The sequence below is a fragment of the Peptoniphilus sp. HMSC062D09 genome, assembly GCF_001811425.1.
Taxonomy (GTDB): domain Bacteria; phylum Bacillota; class Clostridia; order Tissierellales; family Peptoniphilaceae; genus Peptoniphilus_A.
This window is the reverse complement of record NZ_KV804706.1, coordinates 77,579-100,977: the sequence shown is the minus strand read 5'-3', so window position 1 is coordinate 100,977 and position 23,399 is coordinate 77,579. Positions and strand designations below refer to the sequence as shown.

Here is a 23,399-nt window from a genome sequence, read left to right as displayed (position 1 = left end):
ATCTTTACTCTTCTATAGTTGACTTTTCTTCCTCAACAGTTTCTTCAACTTCTTCAATTTCTACAGAAACTTCTTGAGCGGATTCATCATAATCGTTGTCGCTATCTTCAATTTGACTACCTTGTTTTCCTTCAATAACTGCATTTGCAATAGTTTCAGTAATAAGTTTTACTGCTCTAATTGCATCATCGTTTCCTGGAATTGGAATATCAACTTCTTCAGGATCACAATTTGTATCAACGATACCGATAACTGGAATTCCTAGAATATGAGCTTCTTTAACTGCAATTCTTTCTTTTTTAGGGTCAACAACAAATAAAGCTTGAGGCATTCCCTTCATTTCTTTAATTCCACCAAGGAATTTTTCAAGTTTTTCTCTTTCATGTAATAATTGAGCAACTTCTTTTTTAGGAAGAACATCAAAAGTACCATTTTCTTCCATTTCGAATAACTTGTAAAGTCTTTCGATTCTCTTGTTAATAGTTTTGTAGTTAGTTAAAAGACCACCTAACCATCTTTGGTTAATGTATGGCATTCCACATTTTGTAGCTTCTTTTTCTATTGCATCTTGAGCTTGCTTTTTTGTACCAACAAATAGAATTTCTCCATTGTTTGCTGCAATCTCTCTTACAAAGTCATAAGCTTCTTCTACTTTTTTTACAGTTTTTTGAAGATCAATTATATAAATACCGTTTCTTTCGGTAAATATAAATCTCTTCATCTTAGGGTTCCATCTTCTAGTTTGGTGTCCAAAGTGAACACCAGCTTCTAATAAGTTTTTCATTGAAATTACTGACATTTAAGCCACCTCCGTGTTTTTTTCCTCCATTTTTATCATTTATCAAAGGGACCAAATTGGCAACTCCTTCAATATCAAAAAATGTGTGTATTACTTACCGCATAAAAGTATAACATAGGCAAATAAAATTATCAATAATTTGTTTCTTTTCTATTAAAATTTGTATTAAATAATTTTATAAAAGTTATATATAATAGATTTAGATAATAAATTACTTATAAATATACTTACAAAAATCTTAAGGAGAATTTATGAAAAACTTTGAATATGAATATAATAAAGATAGAATGGCACTTATATATTTTTCAGGTACAGGAAATACCAAACTTATTGCAAACAGAATTGCTGAAAATTTGAAAATCCAAATAATAAACATTGAGAATAATTATAATTTTGAAAAACTTTTTTCTGAAATAGAGACACTAATTATTATGTACCCTGTCTACTACTCAACTCCTCCTATAATAATAAGAGAGTTTTTAAATAAATATAGAGAAAATTTGGAAAATAAAAATATTATGAGTCTTGTTACTCAAATGTGTTTTTCTGGAGATGGAGCATATGTAATAAGAGATTACTTACCAAAGTCAGCTAATTTAATTTATTCCAGACACATTGATATGCCAAGTAATATTTCTAATTTACCTATACTTCCCTTTTTTGAAAATTTTTTAATAAATTTTAAAATTCATCATGCTTTAAAAAAGTCTGATAAAATATCTATTGAAATCAAAAATGGAAATCTGAAAACTCAAGGAAATACAAATTTTGGGAATAAAATGGGACTATCCCAAAGAATTGGTGGCCTAGAAAAAGAAAGTGAAAAGAGAAATAATCTGTGGATTGATGATACTTGTATTGCTTGTGGCCTTTGTGTAAAGAATTGTCCAGTCAATAATTTATTCATAGAAAATAAAATAGCTCATTCAAAGGGGAGTTGCATATTCTGCACAAGATGTGAAAATATTTGTCCTAAAAAATCTATAAGGGTATTGCTAGATAGAAAAGTAAAATATCAGTACAAGTTACCTAAAAAGTTCTTAAATAATTATAGATAATTTATTTTAAAATTTAATTTAATTATTTTTTAATTTTGTCCATAAAAAAACTCTCCACTAATTTGGAGAGTTTTTTCTTAAAAAAAATTAGTAAGCAACAAATTTGCTTCCTGCGCATCCGCAAATTGGACATTTATCTTCTTCTTCAAAAGTGATATATCCACATACAGGACATAGATAGATTTTTTCAACATCAAGATCTTTTCCTGCATCAACTGCTTCTTTTGCTTCTAAATATCTTTCAGCATGAACTTTTTCTGCAGCTGTGGCGAATTTCATAGCCTTAACCGCTTCTTGTTCACCTTGCATTTCTGCAACTGCTATAAATGCTGGATACATTTGAGTTGATTCAAATATTTCACCATTTCTTGCAGCTTCAAGGTTATCAGATGTGCTGTTGATTCCAAATCCTGCCATAGAAGTTACAGGAAAATCTCCAGATACGTCTCTTAAAGCTTTGAAGTGAAGTGTTGCGTGAATTTTTTCTGCATCAGCAGTTGCATCAAAAAGTCTTTTAACATTTTTGAAGCCATCTTTTTCAGCTACATCGCCCCAGATATTATATCTAGTACGAGCTTGAGATTCTCCACCGAATGCGGATCTTAGATTGTCACTTGTCATTTGATTCATAATATTACCCCCATAAAATTAATTTAATAATAAAATTACAATTAATATTATAGACTATTGTTTATGAAAAATCAAATATATGCACTAAATAAATCTAATATTTATTTTTTGTTTTTTAATCAATATTTTCGATTTTTTGAGTTTGATCATGTGTTATCAACGCATCAATTATTTCATCTAAGTCACCGTCGTTAATGGCGTCAATTCTGTGAGATGTGAAGTTAATTCTGTGATCAGTTACTCTTCCTTGCGGATAATTGTAGGTCCTAATTCTTTCAGATCTATCTCCAGTTCCAATTTGTGAAGATCTCTCCATGGATTCTTTTTCATTTTGTTCTTGAAGTTTTAAATCATATAATTTTGATCTAAGTAACTTCATTGCCTTCTCCTTATTTCTAAGTTGGGACTTTTCATCTTGGCAAGAAATAACTATTCCAGTAGGAATGTGAGTAAGTCTAACGGCAGAGTCAGTAGTGTTTACACATTGTCCACCATTGCCTGATGCACGGAAGACATCAAATTTAATTTCAGATGGATCAATTTCAATATCCACATCTTCAGCCTCTGGTAAAACTGCAACAGTTGCTGTAGAAGTGTGAATTCTACCGCCACTTTCTGTTTCAGGAACTCTTTGAACTCTGTGAACTCCTGATTCGTATTTAAGTCTTGAGTAGGCGCCATTACCTATTATCATAAAGACAATTTCTTTAAATCCGCCAATGCCAATTTCATTGGAAGAAATAGTTTCTACTTTAAAGCCTTTTCTTTCGGCGTATCTAACATATTGTCTGTACAATACTCCAGCAAAAAGTGCTGCTTCATCTCCGCCAGCACCTGCACGAATTTCTACCATAACATTTTTGCTGTCATTTTTATCTTTAGGAATCAATAAAACCTTTAAATCATTTTCCAAAGTTTCAACTTTTTTTGTTCCTTCGTTTATTTCTTCTCTAACTAAATCTTTAAATTCATCATCTAATTTTTCTTTTATCAATTCTTTATTTTCGTTTAAAGCCTTTAGCGTATTTTTATATTCTCTATATTTTGCAACAATTGGCTCAATCTCTGCATGTTCAATGGCCTTTTGTTGGTAAAGTTTAGAGTCATTAATAATTTCTACATTGCTCAAATCTTTTTCAAGCTCTACTAACCTATCTTCAAAAACCGAAAGTTTTTCGTACATATTTACCCCTATACCTTTAATCGTCCAACTACTACTCTATCTAAATTATTCAAATCCTTATAAATTTTAAGGTCAAAATTTTCCCTCATTATTGAAGAAATATCCTCAGCTTGGTCATAGCCTATTTCAAATACTAAAAATCCATGACTGTTTAAAAACTTTGGTGCATCTTTAATGATCTTTCTGTAAAAATAAAGTCCGTCGCTTCCGCCATCTAGTGCAAGTCTAGGTTCATGATCTCTTACTTCTACTTGCAAGTTTTCTATGTCATGAGATTTAATATAGGGCGGATTTGAATAAATTAAATCAAATATCTCATTAATTTCATCGAATAAATCGCTCTCTAAAATTTTAATATTTGAATTTAAATTATTTTTATTTATATTTGTATTTTTAATAGCCTGAGGACTTATGTCAACTGCAGTTATACCCACCTGTCCCTTAGTCTCAAGGCCCAGTGTAATACTAACAATCCCACTTCCACATCCAATTTCAAGAAGATTCTTAATATTGTTATTTTTTAGAATTTTTAAAATTACTTCTACAGAAATTTCTGTATCCTGCCTTGGTATTAAAACGCCTTCTAATACAGTAAAAGTTCTTCCGTAAAAATCTTCTCTTCCCAAAATATATTGTAGAGGTAGACCCTCTTGCCTCTTTTTTAATATATCAAAATATTTTCTTTCAACTGACGCAGATAGTTCTTCATTTTCGTGAGAAACTAAATAAGATAAGTCTCTCTCCAAAATTTCACCTAAAATTTTTCTAGTTTCATAAATTGGATCTGTATATTCTAAGTTTTTTAAAAAATCTCTTCCCTCTATTAGGGCTTCTTTTATCTTCATAAATTTAAGTAATAAAAAAGGTTAGCTAGGCTAACCTCATTGTCATTTATTTCTCTTGTATCTGCTATTGAATTTTTCAATTCTTCCGCCATGATCAGAGAGTTTTTGCTTTCCTGTAAAGAAAGGATGACAAGCTGAACAAATTTCAACTTTTAAATCTTCTTTAACAGATCCTGTTTTAAAAGTATTGCCACAAGCACAAGTTACTGTAGCTTCTTTATAATCTGGATGAATTCCTTTTTTCATTGTTTAGCCCCCTTAAACTTTTTTATAACTCAATTTTAATATTATAACACAATTTTCATTGTAGTACAAATATATTTATTACCTTAATCATTATACAATATATAAGGCTATAAATCAACATTTGAAGCAAGAAAGATAATTATTTTTCTAAAAATTCTTTGTTGTTTTTCGTCTTTGATAATTTATCTAAAAATTTTTCTGTCACATCTTCAATGTTGTCTTCATTTAAATTATTTCTAAATTCATAATTAAAAGCAAGTTCTTCCTTAGTCAACAAGAACTCTTCTTTCCTAGTGCCTGATTTTAAAATATCAATTGCTGGGAAAATTCTTTTTTCTGAAAGACTTCTGTTGAGGTGAAGCTCCATATTGCCTGTTCCCTTAAACTCTTCGAAGATTACATCGTCCATCCTTGAACCAGTATCTACAAGAGCAGTGGCAAGGATTGTTAAGCTCCCACCCTCTTCAATATTTCTTGCTGCTCCAAAAAATCTCTTTGGTTTGTGAAGAGACAATGGATCAAGACCACCCGAAAGAGTCTTTCCACTTGTTGGTGTAATTAAATTATAAGCTCGAGAAAGTCTTGTTAAAGAATCTAAAAGAATCACAACATCTTCTTTATTTTCCACGAGCCTCTTTGCCCTGTCAATTACCATTTCTGCAACTCGAGTGTGGTTTTTAGGATTTTCATCAAAGGTTGAATAGACAACTTCTCCCTTCACTGATCTTTTCATGTCAGTAACTTCTTCAGGCCTTTCATCTACAAGAAGAACGATTAAATGTAAGTCAGGATAATTTGTATTTAAGGATTTAGAAATCTTTTTTAATAGGGTTGTCTTTCCTGATTTTGGCTGTGAAACTATTAGTCCCCTTTGACCTAGACCTACTGGTGAGAGTAAATCAATTACTCTCATGGCAATATCTTCTTCCTCAGTTTCAAGATTTATTTTCTTCTTAGGATAAATTGGTGTCAAGTTGTCAAAATAAGGTCTATTTAAAATTTTTGAAGGGTGCATACCATTTACTGATTTAATAAACAGGAGGGCGTTGAAATTTTCTCCATCCTTTGGAGGTGATTTAATTCCAAGAATTTCATCTCCATTTCTTAGCCTAAATTTTCTTATTTGCGATGGAGATACATAAATGTCTTCTTCGCTTGGAAGATAATTAATTCTTCTCAAAAATCCATAGCCATCTTGATGTAGCTCTAAAATACCCTTAACATAGTCCTTATCTTCTAAATTTTTTAATGTTTCTTGAGCATTTTCAGAAAGGTCTAATTTTTCTATTTTTTCATTATCTCTTATTGAGTTTATTTTTTTAATTAAGTCTTCTTTTTTTAAATTGTAGGATTTTTCTATTCCATAATCCTTTGCAATTTCCCTAAGCTCAGCTACCTTTAATTTGTCTAAAGGCATATCTTTTATTGGCAATTCTCCTCTTATAATATAGTGCTTCAAATCATCAATATCGTAATTATCTGCATCTTTTAAACCCAAGGATTTAGAAATTCTCCTCAAATCATCAATTGACTTATTTTTTAATTCATTGTCATTACTCATAATAAATTATTTAGCGTAGTCTGGTTTTAAGTCAAGTGAATGGATTGATTTAATAAATCTTTGAGTTCCACTTGGAAGTCTTAAAACTAAAGTATCAGTTTTTGCCTTATTGTCTCCGTAATATTTTACTCCTTCAAGAATTTCTCCTGAAGTGATGCCAGTTACTGAGAAAATAACTTCATTGCCCTTAACTAAATCTTCAATTGTATAAACTTTTTTCAAGTCTGAATCTAAGTCTCTACATCTTTGTTCTTGTTTTTCATCTGTTGGATGAAGTCTTCCTTGGAAATCTCCACCTAAACATTTTAGAGCTGCTGCAGCAATTACACCTTCAGGAGCACCGCCACGACCAATAACAAGGTCCACTCCAGAATCTTCATAACAAGTTTCAATAGCTGTAACTACATCTCCGTCAGAAACTTTTTTAACTCTTGCACCAATAGAAATAATTTCATTTATTAAGTCTTCATGTCTAGGTCTATCAAGAACTGCAACTACAATATCATCAATGTTTTTGTTTAAGGCCTTGGCAACTCTCTTAATATTTTCTGATGGACTATCATCTAACTTTATAAGTCCCTTAGCCTTAGGTCCGCAGGCAATTTTATCCATATAAATATCAGGAGCATTTAAAAGGCATCCCTTTGGAGCTACTGCCAAAACAGCAATAGAATTATCCATACCATTGGCAATAGAATTTGTTCCGTCAATTGGGTCAACGGCAATGTCTACTTCTTCTTCCCCATCTTTTGTGCCAATTTTTTCGCCAATGTATAGCATAGGAGCTTCATCAATTTCTCCTTCGCCTATTACAACAGTTCCGTCAATGTCAACTGTGTCAAACATTCTTCTCATGGCATCTACTGCAGCCCCATCTGCTGCGTTTTTGTCGCCTTTTCCAAGCCATTTGCCTGCTGAAAGTGCTGCTGCTTCTGTTACTCTTGCTAAGTTTAATGCTAAATTTCTGTCCATCTTATTTCTCCTTTGTCTTTACATTTTTAAAATCTTCTAAAAATTTTTCTAAACCACTATCTGTCAATTGATGCTTAATCATTTCTTTAAATATTTTATATGGAATTGTTGCAATATCAGCACCAGTTCTTGCAACATCTTCTACATGATTAATGTGTCTTATGCTTGCCGCAATAATTTTAGTTTCATATCCATACTCTTTAAAAATATAGGCAATATCAGCCACAAGATCCATGCCAGATTCACCAATATCGTCTAGCCTACCCATAAAAGGACTTACGAAAGTAGCTCCAGCATTTGCTGCAAGAAGAGCCTGTGAAACTGAAAATACTAAAGTGACATTGGTTCTTATGCCTTCTTTACTTAAAATACTTACAGCCTTAAGTCCTTCTTCAATCATGGGAATTTTTATTACAATATTTTTGGAAATTTTAGCAAGTTCTCTCGCCTCTTTAATCATTCCATCTAAGTCTGTAGAAATAACTTCTGCTGAAATATCTCCATCAACAATATCTGAAATTTCTTTAATTACATCTTCAAAAACTCCACCGCTCTTTGCAATTAAACTTGGATTAGTTGTAACTCCAGAAAGCACTCCCCAAGAATTAATTTCGCGTATTTCTTCGATATTTGCTGTGTCAATAAAAAATTTCATCTTTTTTAATCATCCCTTTCAAGTAAACATACTGCTTCTGAGGAAATTCCCTCTCCTCTGCCAATAAAGCCAAGTTTTTCAGTTGTTGTCGCCTTTATAGAAATATTTTCTACATCAGTGTTTAAAATTTCAGCAATTACCTTTTTCATGTCATCAATATAAGGTGCCAGCTTTGGCTTTTGGCAAGCAATAACTGAGTCTATATTACCAATTTTATAGTTTTTTGCTTTCATTATTTCATAAACTCTCTTTAAAAGAATTTTTGAATCAATATCCTTGTATTCATTGTCAGTATCTGGAAAATGATAGCCAATGTCACGAAGGGCAAGGGCTCCTAAAATTGAATCCATAATTGCGTGGATAAGCACATCTGCATCTGAATGACCAAGAAGTCCTTTCTCATAGGGGATTTCTATGCCGCCAATAAAAAGTTTCCTATCATCTACCAACTTGTGGACATCATAACCAATTCCTATTCTCATGTCTTCACCTTCTTCACAAGTATATTTGCAATAGATAAATCTTCTCTTGTAGTAATTTTTATATTGTCATAGGAGTTGTAAATTAATTTCACCTTAACTCCAGTTTTTTCAACTAAGGAACAATCATCAGTCCCATAATAGCCTTCTGAATAAGCTTGCTCATAGGCTTTTATAAGAATTTCTTTTTTAAAAACTTGTGGAGTTTGAACTTGCCAAAGTCTATTCCTATTTGGCGTGTAATCAACTATTTCTCCATCCATGGAGACCTTTATAGTGTCCTTAACAGGATTTGCCAAGACTGTTGCCCCAGTTTCCATTACACTTTCAATGGCTTCATCAATTTTTTCTACTGAAACAAAGGGCCTTGCACCGTCATGAGTAAGGACTATGTCAGTTTCCTCAGGCATATTTAAGAGACCGTTATTTATAGAATCTTGCCTCTCCTTGCCTCCGTAGACAATTTTATAGTTCATGTTGATTTTGTATTTATCAATTATGTCATTTACATAGTGCATGTCACTTTTCTTTACGATTAAGATCAAAAAGTCAACATACTTAGATTTTTCAATTTTTTTAATAGTATGAGCAAGAATTGGCTTTCCATCAATGGCAAGGAATTGCTTGTTAATTCCCATTTTCATCCTCTTGCCCATGCCTGCTGCTGCAACAAAGGCTGTTACAAAATTATTATTAAACATGGCATCACTCTTCTTCAATCTGCAAATTATTTACAGCGTATTTTAAAAGTTCACCTGCTATAGGAGCTGCAGCTTGTGACCCAAAATCCTTTACATTTGGAATTACAACTGCAATTGCAACCTTTGGATCATCTGCTGGAGCAAAGCCAACGAACCAGGCGTTGTTTGTTCCTTCTTTTAAGTCTAGTTGTGCAGTACCAGTCTTACCTGCAACCTTCATGCCAGATACATAGGCTTCTGTACCAGTACCATTGTTGACAACATTTATCATATATTTTGTAATTTGATCTGCATTTTCCTTAGAAGTAACTTCACTTAAAACTGTTGGTGTATTTCTCACAATATTCTTGCCATCAGAAGAATCAATTCTCTTAACTATGTGAGGTTGCATCATTACTCCATCATTGGCAATAGTTGATGCCACCATGCACATTTCTAGAGGTGTAACTAAAAGCGTATCATGGCCAATCCCTGCAGCTCCAAGTGCAGTTTTGTCAAAACCACTTCTCTTATAGTCCCAAGTCGAAGTTTCTAGTGGAAGTTCAAATTCAACTTTTTTATTTATCATGTATTTTTCTGCAACTTGTGACATTACATCTATGCCCATATCTACAGATTTTCTTACAAAGTAAGTGTTTAATGAATTTGTAAATGCCTTTTTAAGGTCAACTCTTCCATAAGTTTTATTGCCGGCATTTTTAAATTCACGACCATTGTCAATTTTTTCCACACCTTCATCTGTATATTTTTGAGAAATTCCAGACTCAAGTATAGCAGTTGTTGTAACTATTTTAAAAACTGAACCAGGAGCAAACTTGCCCTTTGTTGAAGCATTAAAGAGAGCTCCATTGTTGGCTTCATTAATAGCTTGCATATCCTTGGCTATATTTTGAGAATTAAAATCTGGCAGAGATACCATTGACAGAACCTCTCCAGTTTTTGGATTCATAATGACAACTGAACCCTTTTCAGCATTTGATGATAAGACAGACCTAGTCTTTTCTTGAAGGTCAGTGTCTGTAGTTAAAGTTACATCGTCTCCAGTATAGGGATCGTATTTTTTATTTATTATTGATTTAAAGGTCTTTAGAATTTTAGAGCCTTCTTTTCCAACAAGATAACTATTTAACTCTTTTTCTAGCCCATACTTGTCTACAATTTTGTCAGAATAACCAATGATATGAGAATAAATAACTGGTTGATTATAAATTCTGTGATAATTATATTTTTCTCCATTGGAATAGGCAAGGACCTCGTGATTTCTATCGTAAATAGTTCCCCTCTTGACAGAATTTTCTCTAAGTTCACTTCTTCTATTGGCTGGGTGATTTATAATATCTCCCGCCTTAAAAACTGTGAAATAAGTTAAATAAATTATTGGAGCAACTAATAGCATTATTAAAAAAACAAGTAAAACTAAAATTCTCTTATTGTCTTTACTATTCATTGTCTATTCCCCTATCGTATTTGTATGATAAATCTTCACTGGTAACCTGAAGTATTCCCAGTAAAATAAAACTAGAGATCATTGAGCTTCCTCCATAGGATATAAAAGGAAGTGTGAGCCCAGTCATTGGTATTAATTTTATTACTCCACCAATATTTAGGAAAGCTTGCACTGTAAATAAGATTGCAACAGCTAGGGCAAGAATTCTGTAAAATAAATATTCTTGATTTAATGCAATCTTAATAGCCCTATAAACTAAAAGCATGTAGAGCATGATTATTCCTATTCCAGTAAGTATTCCCATCTCTTCACAAATTGCTGAGAAAATCACATCAGAGTGAGCAAGGGTAATTTGTTTAGGATAGCCAAGTCCAATTCCTTGACCAAAAAATCCACCTTCACTTATGCCAAATAGTGACTGTACAATTTGTCTAGCATCATTCACAACCTTATCAGCTGTCCATGGATTTAGCCATATATCCACTCTTTTCCTAACATGAGAGAATAAAAAGTAACCAACAACTGAACCAATTATCATTAGTCCAATATTGACTAAAATCGAAACCCTATCCTCGTCATAAATATACTGAAGGAGTGTGTAGATAGCTACGAATATAGCAGCAGTTCCCAAGTCTCTTTGAATAAATAAAAAGCCCACAAAAATATATATTACTCCCATCAAGTAATATGAAGTGTACTTATAATTTAATTTTTTAAGTCTATTTTGGAATGTTGTATAAAAAGAAGCTATTAAAAATATAACTAAAATCTTAGTAAATTCTGACAACTGAATTGTAATTCCTTCAGAAATTTCTATCCAGTTTTTAGCACCATATTTATCTGGAGCAAGAATAATTGTTAGTAAGAAAAATAAAATTGAAAGCCCTAAATAAAGGCCTGTCATATACTCAAGCCTTCTCATGGCCCTAATTATAAAATAAGTTAAGTAAAAAACTAATATACCTGCTAGTACCCAAATAAGTTGCCTCAAGCCAAGTTTTGGCGACAATCTGTATATAGTTATAATGCCTAGACTTAGAAGCATGGAGACTATTAAAAATATATAATTATCTCCTGAAGATACCTTGCCTAGAACTAAATTTGAAATATATACAATTAAAATCAAACCCAAAAATAAAATAACTATGTATCTGTCAACATTGTTATTGTTGTAAGAAAATAACAATAAAATACTTAGAATTTCAAAAATCAAGAGAAGATTTCTAGGTTTTCGCTGTTTTAAAATATTATCTAACACTTTTTCACCTTTTATCTACAAAAATAAATTGAATAAATCCAACTCCAATTTTGTCATTGTTTTGAAGTTCAATTAACTCATTAGGATCAATTTTTGCACCATTTAAAAAAGTTCCATTGGCAGACCCAAGATCCTCAATATAATAAGCCTCACTGTCATCATGAATTTTTAAATGGTTTTTACTCACGAATTTATCTTTTATAACTATGTCATTTCTTGAACTTCTGCCAAGAGTTAAGTCACCATCAATTACATAATACTCCTGCATTTTAAAGTCCAAGGAATCAAGTCTATTAACTACTTTTAAATAAGCATCGTCAAGAGAGTCTCCCCTATTTGTCATGCTTTTTACATCAAGATACATCAATCTTAAAATACTAAAAATAAAAAGATAAATTAAGATTATAAAAACATATCTCAACACTTGCGAGATTAACTCAAACATATTGCACCTCTTTTGTCTTAAACTCTATATAATTATATACTCTTTGCTTTTATTTTTCCACATTTTGTTGATTTAGATGAATTGGGGATTTTTAAATTTTATGTTAAAATTAATTTGGTGATAAAATGATTATATCAAATATAAGTTTTGAAAAGAAAAAATTTCAGATTCTCTTTGACAGCGGCGATGAAATTGAAATTTCTGAAGAAACTCTAATAGAATTTGGACTCTATAAGGGTCAAGAAGTAGAAGATGAAATTATAGATAAATTAAAATTTGAAGATGAAAAAACTGATGCACTTCTTTTATCCTATAGATTTTTGCAAAGAAATAAAACTGAAAAACAACTCATTGACTACTTGTATAAAAATAAAATAAGCGGTGAAATTATTGACACAGTTATCCCAATTTTAAATGAGAAAAAATATTTAAATGACGAAGACTATGCAAGGCGTTACTTAAATGATGCCATGAATATAAAAAAATACGGCAAGATAAAGATTATTTATATGTTAAGGTCTAAGGGAATTAAAAATGACATAATAGAAAAAATTATGAGAGATTACGACTATGAACTTGAATATCTAAATGCAGAGGACCTTCTCAGTAAAAAATTAGATGCAGAGGAAAAAGACCTAAAAAAAAATAAATTCTGCAAAAAAATATTTGCAGGGGCGCGGCTTTGAATTTGAGATTATAAATTTTGCAGTCGATGAGTTTTTAGGGGGAGACTTAAATGTCTAGCTTCGTATATATTTTAAAGTGCGTAGACGACAGCCTCTACACTGGCTACACCAATGACCTAGACAAGAGACTTAAGGCTCACAATAAGGGCATTGCATCAAAGTATACTGCCTCAAGACTCCCCCTTGTAATGGTCTTTAGTGAAAAGTGCAAGGATAAATCCGACGCCCTAAAAAAAGAATATTTTATAAAAACTTTAAGCCGCAAAGATAAAATTAAGTTAATTGAAAAAAAATTATCCCTTCAAAACTTGTATGATGAATATCTTTTAAAAAATACAGAAAAATAAAAACTGACTCTAAAATTTTTATAGAGTCAGTTATTTTTTACTTTATTTTATACATTTCCGTTAAAAAGTTATCTTCTTTTTCTATAAAGTCTCTTTTGCATAACTCATCTAACTTATTTTTTAAGTCATCATAGGATAAATTTTCTCCAGATTTTTTATTGTAATTCATTAAAACTTGACTTAAATTTGAAGCATCTATTGGAAGTAAATCCTTTATGTCCATAAAAAACTTTTCATATTCTTCATTTTCATGGCCTTCAAGTTCATCAAAAGGATTTTCTGTGTGAGGAGAAACTGTATTTGCCGCCCTAATTCTTACAAAGGATGTGCGACCTTTTTTTGCTGATGAAATAAATACATCGCCTGAACTCAAATATGGAAGTCTCTTGGTCTCATCTGTGGAAAGGTCTGTTTCTTCTTTTATTGTGTCAATGTCAGATGCCCTTACAGTTCTAAAAATTAGTTTTGTGTTTAGCTGAGCCGTAATCGTTTCATCTAAAAGCGTCGGTCTTTGCGTTGCAAGAATTAAAAATACTCCATACTTTCTTCCCTCTTGAGAAATTTCACGCAAAATACTTTTTGATGGAGTGTCAAAACCCTTTGGTGCAAAATTGTGGACTTCGTCAGTAATTATTACAAAAGGTGGGAAATAGTCTACCTTTGCATTGTTTCTGTAAAGTTCGTCCCTATATTCCTTTCTTAGATAATATAATTTCGCCAAAAGATAAGTTGAAAATACATTTATCATTCTAGTTGAGCCTTGAAGGACAACTAATTTTCTTCTCTTTAATAAATCCAAAAGCTCTTCAATATTGTGGGAGAAAATTCCCTCGTTTTGAAGATTAATAAGTCTCCACAAGACTCCACGCACACTCATTGAATTACAAGTCTTGTCATATCTTTCATAAACATCAAGAACTTCTTCTAGCCTATTCTTTTTACTTATGTCTGGTTCTGCAGCAATTTCAGCAATTATTTTATCTCTTGAACCAATTTCTTGCCCTTCCAAAAGCATGTCTAGCTTATTTTTAAAGGACTCATAGCTTGAGCCCTTGGCTAACATTACATCAATAACATTTTTCATAGAATCTGTTAAAGGTGATGCTGCATTTAAAAGATTTTTTAAGTCTCTTTTTTGTAGTTCTTGAAATTTAATTCCTGTGTGGAGACCAATCTCAAGACACTTGAACTTGTCAGAATAATTTTTATCAGAAATTTCAGAATTATTAGAAAAATCCATTTCATAATGAGGGTCCATTACTATGGCAGGCACGCCCATTTCCATTAATTCTTCTAGTACAACTCTTAAGCCAAAGGACTTACCAGAACCTGATCCTCCAAAGACTCCTATGTGTGGGTATTGGTGCATGGACTTGTAGTCAAATAAATAAGGAAGCTCCCTTTGCTTTAAGTATTCATTGTTTTCAAAAGTGCTGAAGAGATTTTTATAAATATCATCCATGTTTTCAGCAATATTGTCAGTGTTTTTTATGGAACCGAGAATCAATGAATTATTTGGCTTAGTGTCTATTAATAAATTTTTAATTTCATTAAATTCTGGTGCCCTCAAGTCACTTCCAGTTAGAGGTGGATAAAGTAACTCCTCAAAAAATCTTAGTTTTGCAACATAAACTGTTTCATCGCCAACATCATAACCCATAGAGCCTAGAGAAGATAAGACATCACTGTCAATAAAATCTCCGCCAATATCAAGAGGAATAAATCTGTTAAAAGTCTTTGAATCTACAACTTCCCCAATGATATCGCCTTGAACTGGGTCTTCAACTATTAAAAATTCATTGTTTCTAAAGTTTTTTTCCTTAGAACCAATATATACTTCCCTTGTGGTAGTAATTCCAAGTACCTTCATTTTTCCTCCTATAAAGTTCTCTTGTCTCTTTCAGAAATAAAAAATCTCTCGTAAACATCTCTGTCTAAATATTCTTCTAAAAGCATTTTTAAAATATCATCTGTAATTTTTACATCCTTGTCCACTATGTCAAGCCAAAGAGGCACTCCCCTTGATGACATGGGTGTAAGCGTGTAAATCAAATTGCAAATTTCTTCAAGGTAATTCTCTTGCGTATCTAAAATATCAACTCCAACAGCTCCTGGAAACTTTGAAGTCCTCATAAAGGCAGATGAAAATCCCTCGCCCATTCCATCCTTGATGAATTTTTTATTTATTTCATTTTTAATTAAAATTGCTTCCCCAGTTTTTAACCTATTAAATAAAATTTCTCTATCGTAAATACTTTCGTCTATCTCAAGACTTCTTGATATTACATTTGTCTTTATGTCCTTTATAAGACCAAAGAGAATTATATTTTTCCTCTCACATTTATCACGAAGCTCTTTAAATAAATCAAGGCAGTTGATTTTATATCTTATAAACCCGCCGTCCATCATTAAATAATCAAAATCGTATTTGTCAATGTATTCTAATGCAGTTTCAATTTCAATAGTCGCCAAAAGTTTTTGTGAAAGATTTTGCTCATCAAAGAGTGAATTTAATGTGGGCGTGTAGACCTTGGTCTTATACACTTCATTTCCATCTGTTGATTTGGCAAGGCCTTGAAAAATTTCTATAAAGTGAGGAAAGGCTCCGCCAGACCTGTTGTTGGACCCATCAACGCCAACTGTCCTCTTGTATTTTGAAATTTCTTCCTTGTGAAATTTCTCCATTTTTATAATTTTTCCAACTTGACTATTAATTTGATTCCTAAAGTCTTCATTATTTAATTTAAATACAAAGTCATACTTGTCCCTTAAATTTGCATTTACATCTTTTATTTGTCCTTCAAGTTCATTTAAATTTATCATAAATCCAAACTCTCCTTGTAAACATCATTCTTTGGAATATTATATTTTCTTGAAACTTCCTTAACAGCTTGGGATTTTTTCATTCCTTTTTTTAATTCTTCTTGCAAAAGTTCTCTTATGTCATAGGTCTCTTCTTCAGTCTTTCCCTCTAAGCAAATTACAAATTCGCCCTTTTCTGTTATATCTTTTTCAAGTATTCCTGATGTAGTAGACCTAATAGTCTCCTCAAAAACCTTAGTGATTTCTCTTGATATGGAAATTTTTCTCTCGCCAAAAATTTCGTAGACATCCTTTAAAAAGTCCTTGATCCTATGAGGAGCCTCGTAAAATATTAAAGTAAACTTTAAGTCCTTTAAGGCTTCAAATTCTTTCTTCCTTGCAGATGATTTATTTGCTGTAAATCCATAAAAAAGGAAGTGTTCTGTATCAAGCCCAGATAAAACCAGAGCTGTTAAAGCTGCATTGGCACCAGGCAAAACTCTAAAATCAATGTCTTCTTCGATTAATTTTTTTACAAGAACAGCACCAGGGTCAGATATGCCAGGCATGCCTGCGTCAGTTACTAGGGCAAGGTCCTTGTCTTTTATGTTTTCAATAATTTTTTCAGACATTTCAGATTCGTTAAACTTATGATAAGTTCTAAGTTCTGCCTTTATGTCGTAGTGATTTAAAAGTTTTACTGTAACTCTTGTGTCCTCAGCAAAAATAATGTCAACTGACTTTAAAATTTCAATTGTCCTTAGGGTTATGTCGCCTAAATTCCCTATAGGTGTTGGGCAAAAATAAATCACAGTATCACCTCGTTTCTATAAACTCTTTTCATCTCATCTGTATATTCTAAACCATCTCTTATGTAAAAATCTCTAAAATCATTGCCAAAGTTTGCCTGCTTTTTAGCAATAATTATTGATGTCTTTGATTTTTTATTAGTATTACCATGAATATTTATAATATTCTTAACCTTTAACCCGATCATATTTATCTTATAAATAAGTTCTGCAAGTCTGTAAGTCGGATAAATTATATAAAGACTTCCAGAATTTTTGAGAAGATAATTAATTATGTTAATGCTACCTTCTATGTCAAAAAAATGCTTGGCTTGGCTTGTTTCAAACTTCATATTTTCATAATCATAATAAGGCGGATTAAAAACCACTGCATCAAAATAATTTGTAGCATAATGATTTTTTAAGTTAAAAATATCTTCTTCAAATAAATTTATTTTGTCTTCTAATTTATTTAAAAAAATAGATTTTTTAAAAGCTTCCAAGACATTTTTATTTTTATCTACTGCGTGAACTTCACCGAACCTAGGGCAAATTCTTAGAGATAAAATTCCATTTCCGCAGCCAAGGTCTATAGCTCTTTGGCCACCTTTGACAAGGGAAGACAAGATCAAAGCATCGCTTGTGTATTTAAACTCATCTTCATCCTGAAAAATTATATAATTTGTACCTGGAACCTGGTCCCTTTTCATATTTCACCCTTTAAAACCTTTAAAGCTTCCTTATATTTTTTATCTGCTTTAGCCTTCAATTCCTTTGTAGTTACATCATCAAGCCTACCACCTGGCATTAGGTCCTCTAACTTTACTAAATCATAATTTAATTTTCCATTAGCATGATACCTGTTGACATAGGTTGGATAAACACCATAGGATTTTAATTTCGTTTCGCCGCTTACATTGTCCTTTTCTATGACTAATTTAATTAAAGCACCAGTATCTACGCCAGATTTTTTTATATATTCAACTCTTTGGTTTGAAAGAGCATTGCCCATGGAATAAATTGTAAAATATTTTTTATTATTTTTATCTTCAACTTCATATCTCTGAAGAACATGAGGATGAGAACCCAAAATAATATCTGCACCAGATTCTTGCAGCATTTCCTTTAAAAAAATCTGCCTTTCATTTGGCACTAATTGATACTCATTTCCCCAATGTGGATAGACAATTACAATGTCAGAATTGTCCTTTAAATTTTGAATGTCAGACTTCACATCTTGAGCAAAGGTATTAACAGAATACTCCTTACCTCTCATCAAGGAATCCATGCCATTTAAAGTGTCTGTAAAGGAAATAAGTCCAATTTTTATTCCATTTTTTTCAATAATTATTCCCTTGTCGCCATCTTCTGTAAGAGTGCCAAAATTTTTCATGCCACTTTCCCTTATGTGGGAGATAGTTTCCCCTATGCCATCAAGTCCTGTGTCAAGGGCGTGATTGTTTGCAGTCGAAAGTGCATCAAAGCCAGCAATTTTTAGAGAATAAATTGTTTCCTTAGGAAAATTAAAAAGTGGAAATCCTGATAATTTTCTATTTGAATTAACTGAGCCCTCAAAGTTTGCTAGGGCAAGGTCTGCTTCATTGATGTCAGCAGAAATATTTGCAAAAATTGGCGTGAAGTCGTAAGTATCATTGCTCCTATAATTTTTTACTATAGGTTGATGAAAAATCATATCCCCCATGGCAAGGATTTTTACTTCTGACTTGTCTTCCTTTTTTGTTTCTTCAGTTTTTAAATTTTTAGCTTCCCCTATTTTATTTTCACTATTGCTAAAATCAAAATTCATAGTATAGGATATGTAAAGTCCAAATGTCAAAATAAAAATAACAGAAATAATGAAAATATTTTTTATGTTTTTCAATCTTCACCTCTGCTAAATTCGCAACCACAATAATCTTGTCTATACATATTAAATTTATCAGTTAGCTCAACTGACCTCTTAAAACCATTTTTCTTTTTAAAATCTGAAAATAAATAGTTAACCTTATATTTTTCTGAAAGAAATTTACCTAATCGATTTAAAATTTGTGAATCCTTGTGGGGTGAAATGGAAAGAGTTGTTGCAAAATAGTCGTAATTATTTTCTGCCGCATATTTTGCCGTTTCCTCAAGTCTTTGCCTATAACATCTAAAGCATCTGGCTCCGCCCTCTTCATATTTTTCAAAGCCCTTGATGTAAGATAAAAATTCTTGGTGCTTGTATTTTATAACTTTCACATCAATTTTATCATCAAGTCCCAAGTCTTCTACAAGCTTAATTTGCTCATCAGACCTTCTGTAAAACTCATGAGCGCTGTCGATGTTGGGATTGTAATAAAAGATATCAATGTCAAAATAATCACTTATTCTCTCCAAGACAGCAGAAGAGCAGGGACCACAGCAAGAGTGCAAAAGAAGGCTAGGCTTATCTTCCTTATTAATTTTTTTTATTACTTTTTCCATTTCCAAATTGTAATTAATTTTATTCAAAATATCACCTAAAAAATTAGACTAGTTACCTAGTCTCAATTATTTTATATTCTTTTGTTCCCTCTTAGCTATAAGTCTAATTGCAATCCCAAAAATTATAATGCCAATGCTCACAAGTTGAGATACCCTAAAAGCACCAATATAAAGGGAATCAGTTCTCATTCCTTCAATGAAAAATCTTGCAATTCCATACACTATCATGTAAAAAGAAATAAGCTGACCATCAAATTTTTGCTTTTTTGAAAGATAAAAATACAAAAACAAAAATATAGAAAAATTTACAATTGATTCGTAAAAAAATGTTGGATGAACCCTCTGTCCATCAACTAAAATAGCCCAAGGGACATTTGTTACGCCACCGTGAGCTTCTCCGTTGATATAATTTCCCCACCTGCCAATTGCTTGTGCAAGGGCAAGACCTGGTGCAACACAGTCAAGGAGAGTCCAAAAATTTACTTTTTTATGCCTACAGAAAAAGTAAATAGTTAGTCCTCCAGCTATGATGCCGCCATAAATAGCAAGTCCACCATTTCTTATGGCAAGAATTTCGTCTAAGTGCTGACTATAATATTCCCACTCAAAAATTACATAATAAAGCCTTGCACCAAGAACTCCAATTAAAACTGCAAAGAGAGAAACATCTGTGGAAATATCTTTATAAAGACCCCTACTATAATTTTTCTTCTCTGCCATTTTTTCTGTGATAAAAATAGCTAAAAAGACTCCAAGGGCTATTAAAATTCCGTACCACTTTACTTCTATTCCAAAAATTGTAAAGGCAACGGGATTTATTCTCATAATGATTTGCTCTCCTTATAAATTGCAAGACCAGCTGAGACTCCAAGTCTGTCTGCTCCATTATTTACCATTTCCATTGCTTTTTTATAGTCTCTAATTCCACCACTTGCCTTTACTTTAACTCTATCTGAAACAGATTCCTTCATGAGTTTAACATCTTCTGCATCAGCTCCAGAAGTTGAAAAACCAGTTGAAGTTTTTACAAAATCAGCTCCAGCTTTATCAGCAAGTTGGCAGGCTTTTTTTATTTCATCCTTAGTTAAAAGGCAGTTTTCTAAAATTACTTTCAATATTGCACCCTCGTCATGACAAATTTTTGCAAGTTCAGCAATTTCATTTTCAACTTCATGGAATTTCTTTGACTTCATGTAGCCAATGTTAATGACCATGTCAATTTCGTCTGCTCCATTATCAAGAGCATTCTTTGTTTCAAAAACTTTAGTTTCAAGAGTATTTGCCCCTAAAGGAAAACCAATAACAGTACAGACTTTTACGCCAGTGTCCTTTAACATTTCAGCACATTTTTTTACCCAAACAGGATTTACACAAACTGAAAAGAAATCATATTCTATTGCTTCTTTAAGAAGTTTTTCAATTTGCTCTTCAGTGGCCTCAGGCTTCAAAAGTGTATGGTCTATAATTCTATTAATTTCCATTAATCTCTCTCCCAAGAAGTATAGACATCAGTTACATCGTCATTGTCTTCCAAGGCGTCAATTAACTTATCCATGTTTTTAATATCATCTTCATCAGTAAGCTCAGTTGTAGTTTGTGGAATGAAAGTTATTTCAGATTCAATAAAAGAATGTCCAGCATCTTCTAAAACTTTCCTTACTTCAATATAATCTTCTGGAGCAGTTACAATTTCAAAGGCTTCTCCCCTATCGATTACATCTTCAGCTCCTGCATCAATAGCAGTAAGAGTAAATTCATCTTCATCAAGTCCTTCCTTTAGAACTCCAAGAGAACCCTTCTTGTCAAACATAAAGGAAACACAGCCAGGTTGTCCAAGATTTCCATTGTACTTGTCAAATAGATGTCTTACATCTGGAGCAGTTCTATTTCTATTGTCTGTCAAACAATTTACCATAACAGCAACTCCACCTGGGCCATAACCTTCATAAACAATTTCTTCAAAGTTATCGTCATTATCTCCGCCGCCTGCTTTTGCAATTGCCCTATCGATGTTGTCGTTAGGCATATTTTCAGCCTTAGCTTTATCAATGGCAACCTTAAGAGATGGATTGTAATCTGGATCAAGTCCACCTTCCTTAGCAGCAACAGTTATTTGTCTAGCAAGTTTAGTAAAAATCTTGCCCTTCTTTGCGTCTTCCTTACCTTTTTTATTTTTAATATTATTCCATTTAGAATGTCCTGACATTTAATCACCTTTCTATATAAATCGCTATTTTTAGCATATTGTTTATTATATTACAAATCTTAAGGTATCGTCAATAGCAAGGATTTTATTTGTATTGATACCAATTTATTTAAAAAATTAAAAATTTCTAAAAATCTTTCTTGACAAAAAAAATTTCTCTATTTATAATTGCATTCATAGACTTTGAAGAGGAGAGTACATTGTAAAACTTTTCACAGAGAGATTTCATTTGGTGAAAGAAATCAAAAGGATTACCTTGGAACATGGCCTTGGAGTTATCGCACCGAGACAAGTGTTTAGGCTGCGACAGGTACGCCTGTTATAGCGTTCGGAGTATGTTGGTACTCTATGAGGTTATTTTAGCGATAAAATAATAAAAAAAGGTGGTAACACGAAGCACAGCTTTCGTCCTTTAGGGACGGGAGCTTTTTTTATTTTATAAAAGCTTTATCTTATCAGAATTTATTTTTAATCCTTTGAGCTGCCGACAAATTTATTTATAATTTATGGAGGACAAAATGACAAAGAAAAATTTAGGAACATTATGTGTACAAGCTGGTTACGAACCAAAAAATGGTGAACCAAGAGTATTGCCAATTATTCAATCAACAACTTTTAAATACGATTCATCTGAACAAATGGGTAATCTTTTTGACTTAAAAGAATCAGGTTACTTTTACACAAGACTATCAAACCCAACAAATGATGCCGTTGCAAATAAAATTGTAGCCCTTGAAGGTGGGGTTGCAGGAATTTTAACATCATCTGGTCAAGCTGCAAACTTTTATGCACTTTTAAATATTTTAAAAGCAGGCGACCATGTAATTTCATCATCAGCAATTTATGGTGGAACATACAATTTAATTGCCCACACAATGAAGGACCTTGGAATTGAGTCAACTTTTGTGGATCCAGCAATTTCACTTGAAGATTTAAATAAGGAATTTAAAAAAAATACAAAGGTAGTCTTTGGAGAAACTCTTTCCAATCCATCACTTAAAGTTTTAGATATTGAAACTTTTGCTAAAGCTGCTCACGACCACGGAGTTCCACTTATAGTTGACAACACCTTCCCTACTCCAATTTTCTTAAGACCAATTGAATGGGGAGCTGATATTGTAACTCACTCAACAACAAAATACATGAATGGATTTGCCAACTCTGTTGGCGGAGCTGTAATTGACTCTGGAAACTTTGACTGGTCAAAACACAAGGACAAATTCCCAGGACTTACTGAACCAGATGAAACTTATCACGGAGTAGTTTATACTGAAAGCTTTGGCAAAGGCGCTTACATTACAAAAATGACTACAACTCTAATGAGAGACCTTGGCAGTATTCCATCTCCACAAAATTCCTTTTATTTGGGGCTTGGACTTGAAACCTTACATTTGAGAATGCCAAGACATTATGAAAATGCCCTTGCAGTTGCAAAATTCTTAGAAAATAACGATAAAATTTCTTGGGTAAGTTTTTCTGCCCTAGAAAAGGATTCACAACATAAACTTGCTCAAAAGTATCTACCAGATGGTTCTTGTGGAGTAATTTCCTTTGGAGTAAATGGAGGAAGAGATGCCGCTACAAAATTTATGGACTCACTAAAACTTGCAGCAGTTGTGACTCATGTTGCTGACTCAAGAACTTGCGTCCTACATCCTGCCTCCACAACTCACAGACAAATGAATGAAGAAGAGCTTAGACAAGCTGGCATTAGCTCTGACTTAATAAGAATGAGCGTGGGCATCGAAGATGCACAAGATATTATTGAAGATATCAAAGGAGCACTAGAAGCTATTTAAATTTTTTATCATCACCATTTTAAATACTA

26 protein-coding genes and 1 other annotated feature are annotated in these 23,399 nt (G+C 32.3%); of the genes, 4 read left to right on the top strand and 22 right to left on the bottom strand.

Translation table 11 applies throughout. The features are described from left to right. Positions 1-4: 4 nt before the first annotated feature. Entirely contained in the window at positions 5-799 is a 795-nt protein-coding gene (gene rpsB, locus HMPREF2801_RS04470) for a 30S ribosomal protein S2 (RefSeq protein WP_019124402.1), read from the bottom strand. Between the two features lie 251 nt (positions 800-1,050). Here rpsB and HMPREF2801_RS04465 point away from each other — a divergent pair, with 251 nt between their 5' ends. Next, positions 1,051-1,857 (top strand): EFR1 family ferrodoxin, encoded by an 807-nt coding sequence (locus tag HMPREF2801_RS04465; protein WP_083303710.1) that lies wholly within the window; start codon positions 1,051-1,053, stop codon positions 1,855-1,857. 87 nt (positions 1,858-1,944) lie between these two features. On the opposite strand, the gene HMPREF2801_RS04460 is transcribed toward HMPREF2801_RS04465, so the two are convergent. The 12 genes from HMPREF2801_RS04460 to HMPREF2801_RS04405 form a co-directional block, all read right to left on the bottom strand. Continuing rightward, complete coding sequence (locus tag HMPREF2801_RS04460; RefSeq protein WP_070610752.1) at positions 1,945-2,487, bottom strand: rubrerythrin family protein; 543 nt, start codon at positions 2,485-2,487, stop codon at positions 1,945-1,947. A 115-nt stretch (positions 2,488-2,602) separates the two neighbouring features. Then, positions 2,603-3,670 (bottom strand): peptide chain release factor 1, encoded by a 1,068-nt coding sequence (prfA, locus tag HMPREF2801_RS04455; protein ID WP_019124400.1) that lies wholly within the window; start codon positions 3,668-3,670, stop codon positions 2,603-2,605. An 8-nt stretch (positions 3,671-3,678) separates the two neighbouring features. Beyond that, on the bottom strand, positions 3,679-4,515 hold the full coding sequence (gene prmC, locus HMPREF2801_RS04450) for a peptide chain release factor N(5)-glutamine methyltransferase (protein WP_070610750.1): 837 nt from the start codon (positions 4,513-4,515) through the stop codon (positions 3,679-3,681). A gap of 42 nt (positions 4,516-4,557) precedes the next feature. After that, on the bottom strand, positions 4,558-4,761 hold the full coding sequence (rpmE, locus tag HMPREF2801_RS04445) for a 50S ribosomal protein L31 (RefSeq protein WP_005956574.1): 204 nt from the start codon (positions 4,759-4,761) through the stop codon (positions 4,558-4,560). A gap of 139 nt (positions 4,762-4,900) precedes the next feature. Further along, a complete protein-coding gene (gene rho / locus HMPREF2801_RS04440) occupies positions 4,901-6,322 on the bottom strand; it encodes a transcription termination factor Rho (RefSeq protein ID WP_070610748.1) in 1,422 nt (473 codons plus the stop codon). Between the two features lie 6 nt (positions 6,323-6,328). After that, positions 6,329-7,294 (bottom strand): class II fructose-bisphosphatase, encoded by a 966-nt coding sequence (gene glpX / locus HMPREF2801_RS04435; protein WP_070610746.1) that lies wholly within the window; start codon positions 7,292-7,294, stop codon positions 6,329-6,331. A 1-nt stretch (position 7,295) separates the two neighbouring features. Beyond that, positions 7,296-7,949 (bottom strand): fructose-6-phosphate aldolase, encoded by a 654-nt coding sequence (fsa, locus tag HMPREF2801_RS04430; RefSeq protein ID WP_070610744.1) that lies wholly within the window; start codon positions 7,947-7,949, stop codon positions 7,296-7,298. Between the two features lie 5 nt (positions 7,950-7,954). Beyond that, positions 7,955-8,431 (bottom strand): 2-C-methyl-D-erythritol 2,4-cyclodiphosphate synthase, encoded by a 477-nt coding sequence (gene ispF / locus HMPREF2801_RS04425; RefSeq protein ID WP_070610742.1) that lies wholly within the window; start codon positions 8,429-8,431, stop codon positions 7,955-7,957. Continuing rightward, positions 8,428-9,129, bottom strand: a complete 702-nt coding sequence (ispD, locus tag HMPREF2801_RS04420; RefSeq protein ID WP_070610815.1) for a 2-C-methyl-D-erythritol 4-phosphate cytidylyltransferase — start codon at positions 9,127-9,129, stop codon at positions 8,428-8,430. Before ispD ends, ispF begins: the two co-directional genes overlap by 4 nt. Positions 9,130-9,133: 4 nt before the next feature. Next, positions 9,134-10,576 (bottom strand): peptidoglycan D,D-transpeptidase FtsI family protein, encoded by a 1,443-nt coding sequence (locus tag HMPREF2801_RS04415; RefSeq protein ID WP_070610740.1) that lies wholly within the window; start codon positions 10,574-10,576, stop codon positions 9,134-9,136. Next, the gene (locus HMPREF2801_RS04410; RefSeq protein WP_019124392.1) at positions 10,569-11,834 is read right to left on the bottom strand and encodes an FtsW/RodA/SpoVE family cell cycle protein; all 1,266 of its coding nucleotides are present in this window, start codon (positions 11,832-11,834) and stop codon (positions 10,569-10,571) included. The genes HMPREF2801_RS04415 and HMPREF2801_RS04410 overlap by 8 nt, the downstream gene beginning before the upstream one ends. A gap of 4 nt (positions 11,835-11,838) precedes the next feature. Further along, positions 11,839-12,279, bottom strand: coding sequence for an FHA domain-containing protein (locus tag HMPREF2801_RS04405; RefSeq protein WP_019124391.1), 441 nt, complete (start codon positions 12,277-12,279; stop codon positions 11,839-11,841). Positions 12,280-12,404: 125 nt separating this feature from the next. On the opposite strand from HMPREF2801_RS04405, the gene HMPREF2801_RS04400 reads away from it, so the two are divergent. Both HMPREF2801_RS04400 and HMPREF2801_RS04395 read left to right on the top strand, forming a co-directional pair. After that, on the top strand, positions 12,405-12,965 hold the full coding sequence (locus HMPREF2801_RS04400) for a RecX family transcriptional regulator (RefSeq protein ID WP_246829974.1): 561 nt from the start codon (positions 12,405-12,407) through the stop codon (positions 12,963-12,965). Positions 12,966-13,015: 50 nt separating this feature from the next. After that, entirely contained in the window at positions 13,016-13,312 is a 297-nt protein-coding gene (locus HMPREF2801_RS04395) for a GIY-YIG nuclease family protein (protein ID WP_070610738.1), read from the top strand. Positions 13,313-13,349: 37 nt separating this feature from the next. Here HMPREF2801_RS04395 and HMPREF2801_RS04390 read toward each other — a convergent pair whose 3' ends face one another. From HMPREF2801_RS04390 to HMPREF2801_RS04350, 9 genes are read right to left on the bottom strand one after another with little or no spacing between them, the layout of a single operon-like run. Beyond that, entirely contained in the window at positions 13,350-15,182 is a 1,833-nt protein-coding gene (locus HMPREF2801_RS04390) for an ATP-binding protein (protein WP_070610736.1), read from the bottom strand. An 8-nt stretch (positions 15,183-15,190) separates the two neighbouring features. Then, positions 15,191-16,135, bottom strand: a complete 945-nt coding sequence (locus HMPREF2801_RS04385) for a DNA double-strand break repair nuclease NurA (protein WP_070610734.1) — start codon at positions 16,133-16,135, stop codon at positions 15,191-15,193. After that, entirely contained in the window at positions 16,132-16,926 is a 795-nt protein-coding gene (gene rsmI, locus HMPREF2801_RS04380) for a 16S rRNA (cytidine(1402)-2'-O)-methyltransferase (RefSeq protein ID WP_070610732.1), read from the bottom strand. The genes HMPREF2801_RS04385 and rsmI overlap by 4 nt, the downstream gene beginning before the upstream one ends. After that, complete coding sequence (locus tag HMPREF2801_RS04375; RefSeq protein ID WP_070610731.1) at positions 16,923-17,612, bottom strand: tRNA1(Val) (adenine(37)-N6)-methyltransferase; 690 nt, start codon at positions 17,610-17,612, stop codon at positions 16,923-16,925. The genes rsmI and HMPREF2801_RS04375 overlap by 4 nt, the downstream gene beginning before the upstream one ends. Further along, positions 17,609-18,784 carry a CapA family protein gene (locus tag HMPREF2801_RS04370; protein WP_070610730.1) on the bottom strand — a complete coding sequence of 392 codons (1,176 nt, stop codon included), beginning with the start codon at positions 18,782-18,784 and terminating at the stop codon, positions 17,609-17,611. Before HMPREF2801_RS04370 ends, HMPREF2801_RS04375 begins: the two co-directional genes overlap by 4 nt. Beyond that, the gene (locus HMPREF2801_RS04365) at positions 18,781-19,392 is read right to left on the bottom strand and encodes an epoxyqueuosine reductase QueH (protein WP_070610729.1); all 612 of its coding nucleotides are present in this window, start codon (positions 19,390-19,392) and stop codon (positions 18,781-18,783) included. The genes HMPREF2801_RS04370 and HMPREF2801_RS04365 overlap by 4 nt, the downstream gene beginning before the upstream one ends. A gap of 39 nt (positions 19,393-19,431) precedes the next feature. Continuing rightward, positions 19,432-20,190: a prolipoprotein diacylglyceryl transferase gene (gene lgt / locus HMPREF2801_RS04360; protein WP_070610728.1), complete on the bottom strand. Its 759-nt coding sequence runs from the start codon at positions 20,188-20,190 to the stop codon at positions 19,432-19,434. Then, positions 20,187-20,846: a deoxyribose-phosphate aldolase gene (gene deoC / locus HMPREF2801_RS04355; protein ID WP_070610727.1), complete on the bottom strand. Its 660-nt coding sequence runs from the start codon at positions 20,844-20,846 to the stop codon at positions 20,187-20,189. Before deoC ends, lgt begins: the two co-directional genes overlap by 4 nt. Continuing rightward, entirely contained in the window at positions 20,846-21,571 is a 726-nt protein-coding gene (locus tag HMPREF2801_RS04350; RefSeq protein WP_070610726.1) for a YebC/PmpR family DNA-binding transcriptional regulator, read from the bottom strand. The genes deoC and HMPREF2801_RS04350 overlap by 1 nt, the downstream gene beginning before the upstream one ends. A 174-nt stretch (positions 21,572-21,745) precedes the next feature. Next, positions 21,746-21,987 (top strand) — a binding site (T-box leader). Positions 21,988-22,089: 102 nt separating this feature from the next. Between HMPREF2801_RS04350 and HMPREF2801_RS04345 the strand changes: the two genes are divergently transcribed. After that, positions 22,090-23,370, top strand: coding sequence for an O-acetylhomoserine aminocarboxypropyltransferase/cysteine synthase family protein (locus HMPREF2801_RS04345; RefSeq protein ID WP_070610725.1), 1,281 nt, complete (start codon positions 22,090-22,092; stop codon positions 23,368-23,370). Positions 23,371-23,399 lie beyond the last annotated feature (29 nt).

Coding starts and splice junctions, on each gene's coding strand:
- rpsB (WP_019124402.1), bottom strand. CDS start 799: ATGTCAGTAATTTCAATGAAAAACTTATTAGAAGCTGGTGTTCACTTT.
- HMPREF2801_RS04465 (WP_083303710.1), top strand. CDS start 1,051: ATGAAAAACTTTGAATATGAATATAATAAAGATAGAATGGCACTTATA.
- HMPREF2801_RS04460 (WP_070610752.1), bottom strand. CDS start 2,487: ATGAATCAAATGACAAGTGACAATCTAAGATCCGCATTCGGTGGAGAA.
- prfA (WP_019124400.1), bottom strand. CDS start 3,670: ATGTACGAAAAACTTTCGGTTTTTGAAGATAGGTTAGTAGAGCTTGAA.
- prmC (WP_070610750.1), bottom strand. CDS start 4,515: ATGAAGATAAAAGAAGCCCTAATAGAGGGAAGAGATTTTTTAAAAAAC.
- rpmE (WP_005956574.1), bottom strand. CDS start 4,761: ATGAAAAAAGGAATTCATCCAGATTATAAAGAAGCTACAGTAACTTGT.
- rho (WP_070610748.1), bottom strand. CDS start 6,322: ATGAGTAATGACAATGAATTAAAAAATAAGTCAATTGATGATTTGAGG.
- glpX (WP_070610746.1), bottom strand. CDS start 7,294: ATGGACAGAAATTTAGCATTAAACTTAGCAAGAGTAACAGAAGCAGCA.
- fsa (WP_070610744.1), bottom strand. CDS start 7,949: ATGAAATTTTTTATTGACACAGCAAATATCGAAGAAATACGCGAAATT.
- ispF (WP_070610742.1), bottom strand. CDS start 8,431: ATGAGAATAGGAATTGGTTATGATGTCCACAAGTTGGTAGATGATAGG.
- ispD (WP_070610815.1), bottom strand. CDS start 9,129: ATGTTTAATAATAATTTTGTAACAGCCTTTGTTGCAGCAGCAGGCATG.
- HMPREF2801_RS04415 (WP_070610740.1), bottom strand. CDS start 10,576: ATGAATAGTAAAGACAATAAGAGAATTTTAGTTTTACTTGTTTTTTTA.
- HMPREF2801_RS04405 (WP_019124391.1), bottom strand. CDS start 12,279: ATGTTTGAGTTAATCTCGCAAGTGTTGAGATATGTTTTTATAATCTTA.
- HMPREF2801_RS04400 (WP_246829974.1), top strand. CDS start 12,405: ATGATTATATCAAATATAAGTTTTGAAAAGAAAAAATTTCAGATTCTC.
- HMPREF2801_RS04395 (WP_070610738.1), top strand. CDS start 13,016: ATGTCTAGCTTCGTATATATTTTAAAGTGCGTAGACGACAGCCTCTAC.
- HMPREF2801_RS04390 (WP_070610736.1), bottom strand. CDS start 15,182: ATGAAGGTACTTGGAATTACTACCACAAGGGAAGTATATATTGGTTCT.
- HMPREF2801_RS04385 (WP_070610734.1), bottom strand. CDS start 16,135: ATGATAAATTTAAATGAACTTGAAGGACAAATAAAAGATGTAAATGCA.
- HMPREF2801_RS04375 (WP_070610731.1), bottom strand. CDS start 17,612: ATGAAAAGGGACCAGGTTCCAGGTACAAATTATATAATTTTTCAGGAT.
- lgt (WP_070610728.1), bottom strand. CDS start 20,190: ATGAGAATAAATCCCGTTGCCTTTACAATTTTTGGAATAGAAGTAAAG.
- deoC (WP_070610727.1), bottom strand. CDS start 20,846: ATGGAAATTAATAGAATTATAGACCATACACTTTTGAAGCCTGAGGCC.
- HMPREF2801_RS04350 (WP_070610726.1), bottom strand. CDS start 21,571: ATGTCAGGACATTCTAAATGGAATAATATTAAAAATAAAAAAGGTAAG.
- HMPREF2801_RS04345 (WP_070610725.1), top strand. CDS start 22,090: ATGACAAAGAAAAATTTAGGAACATTATGTGTACAAGCTGGTTACGAA.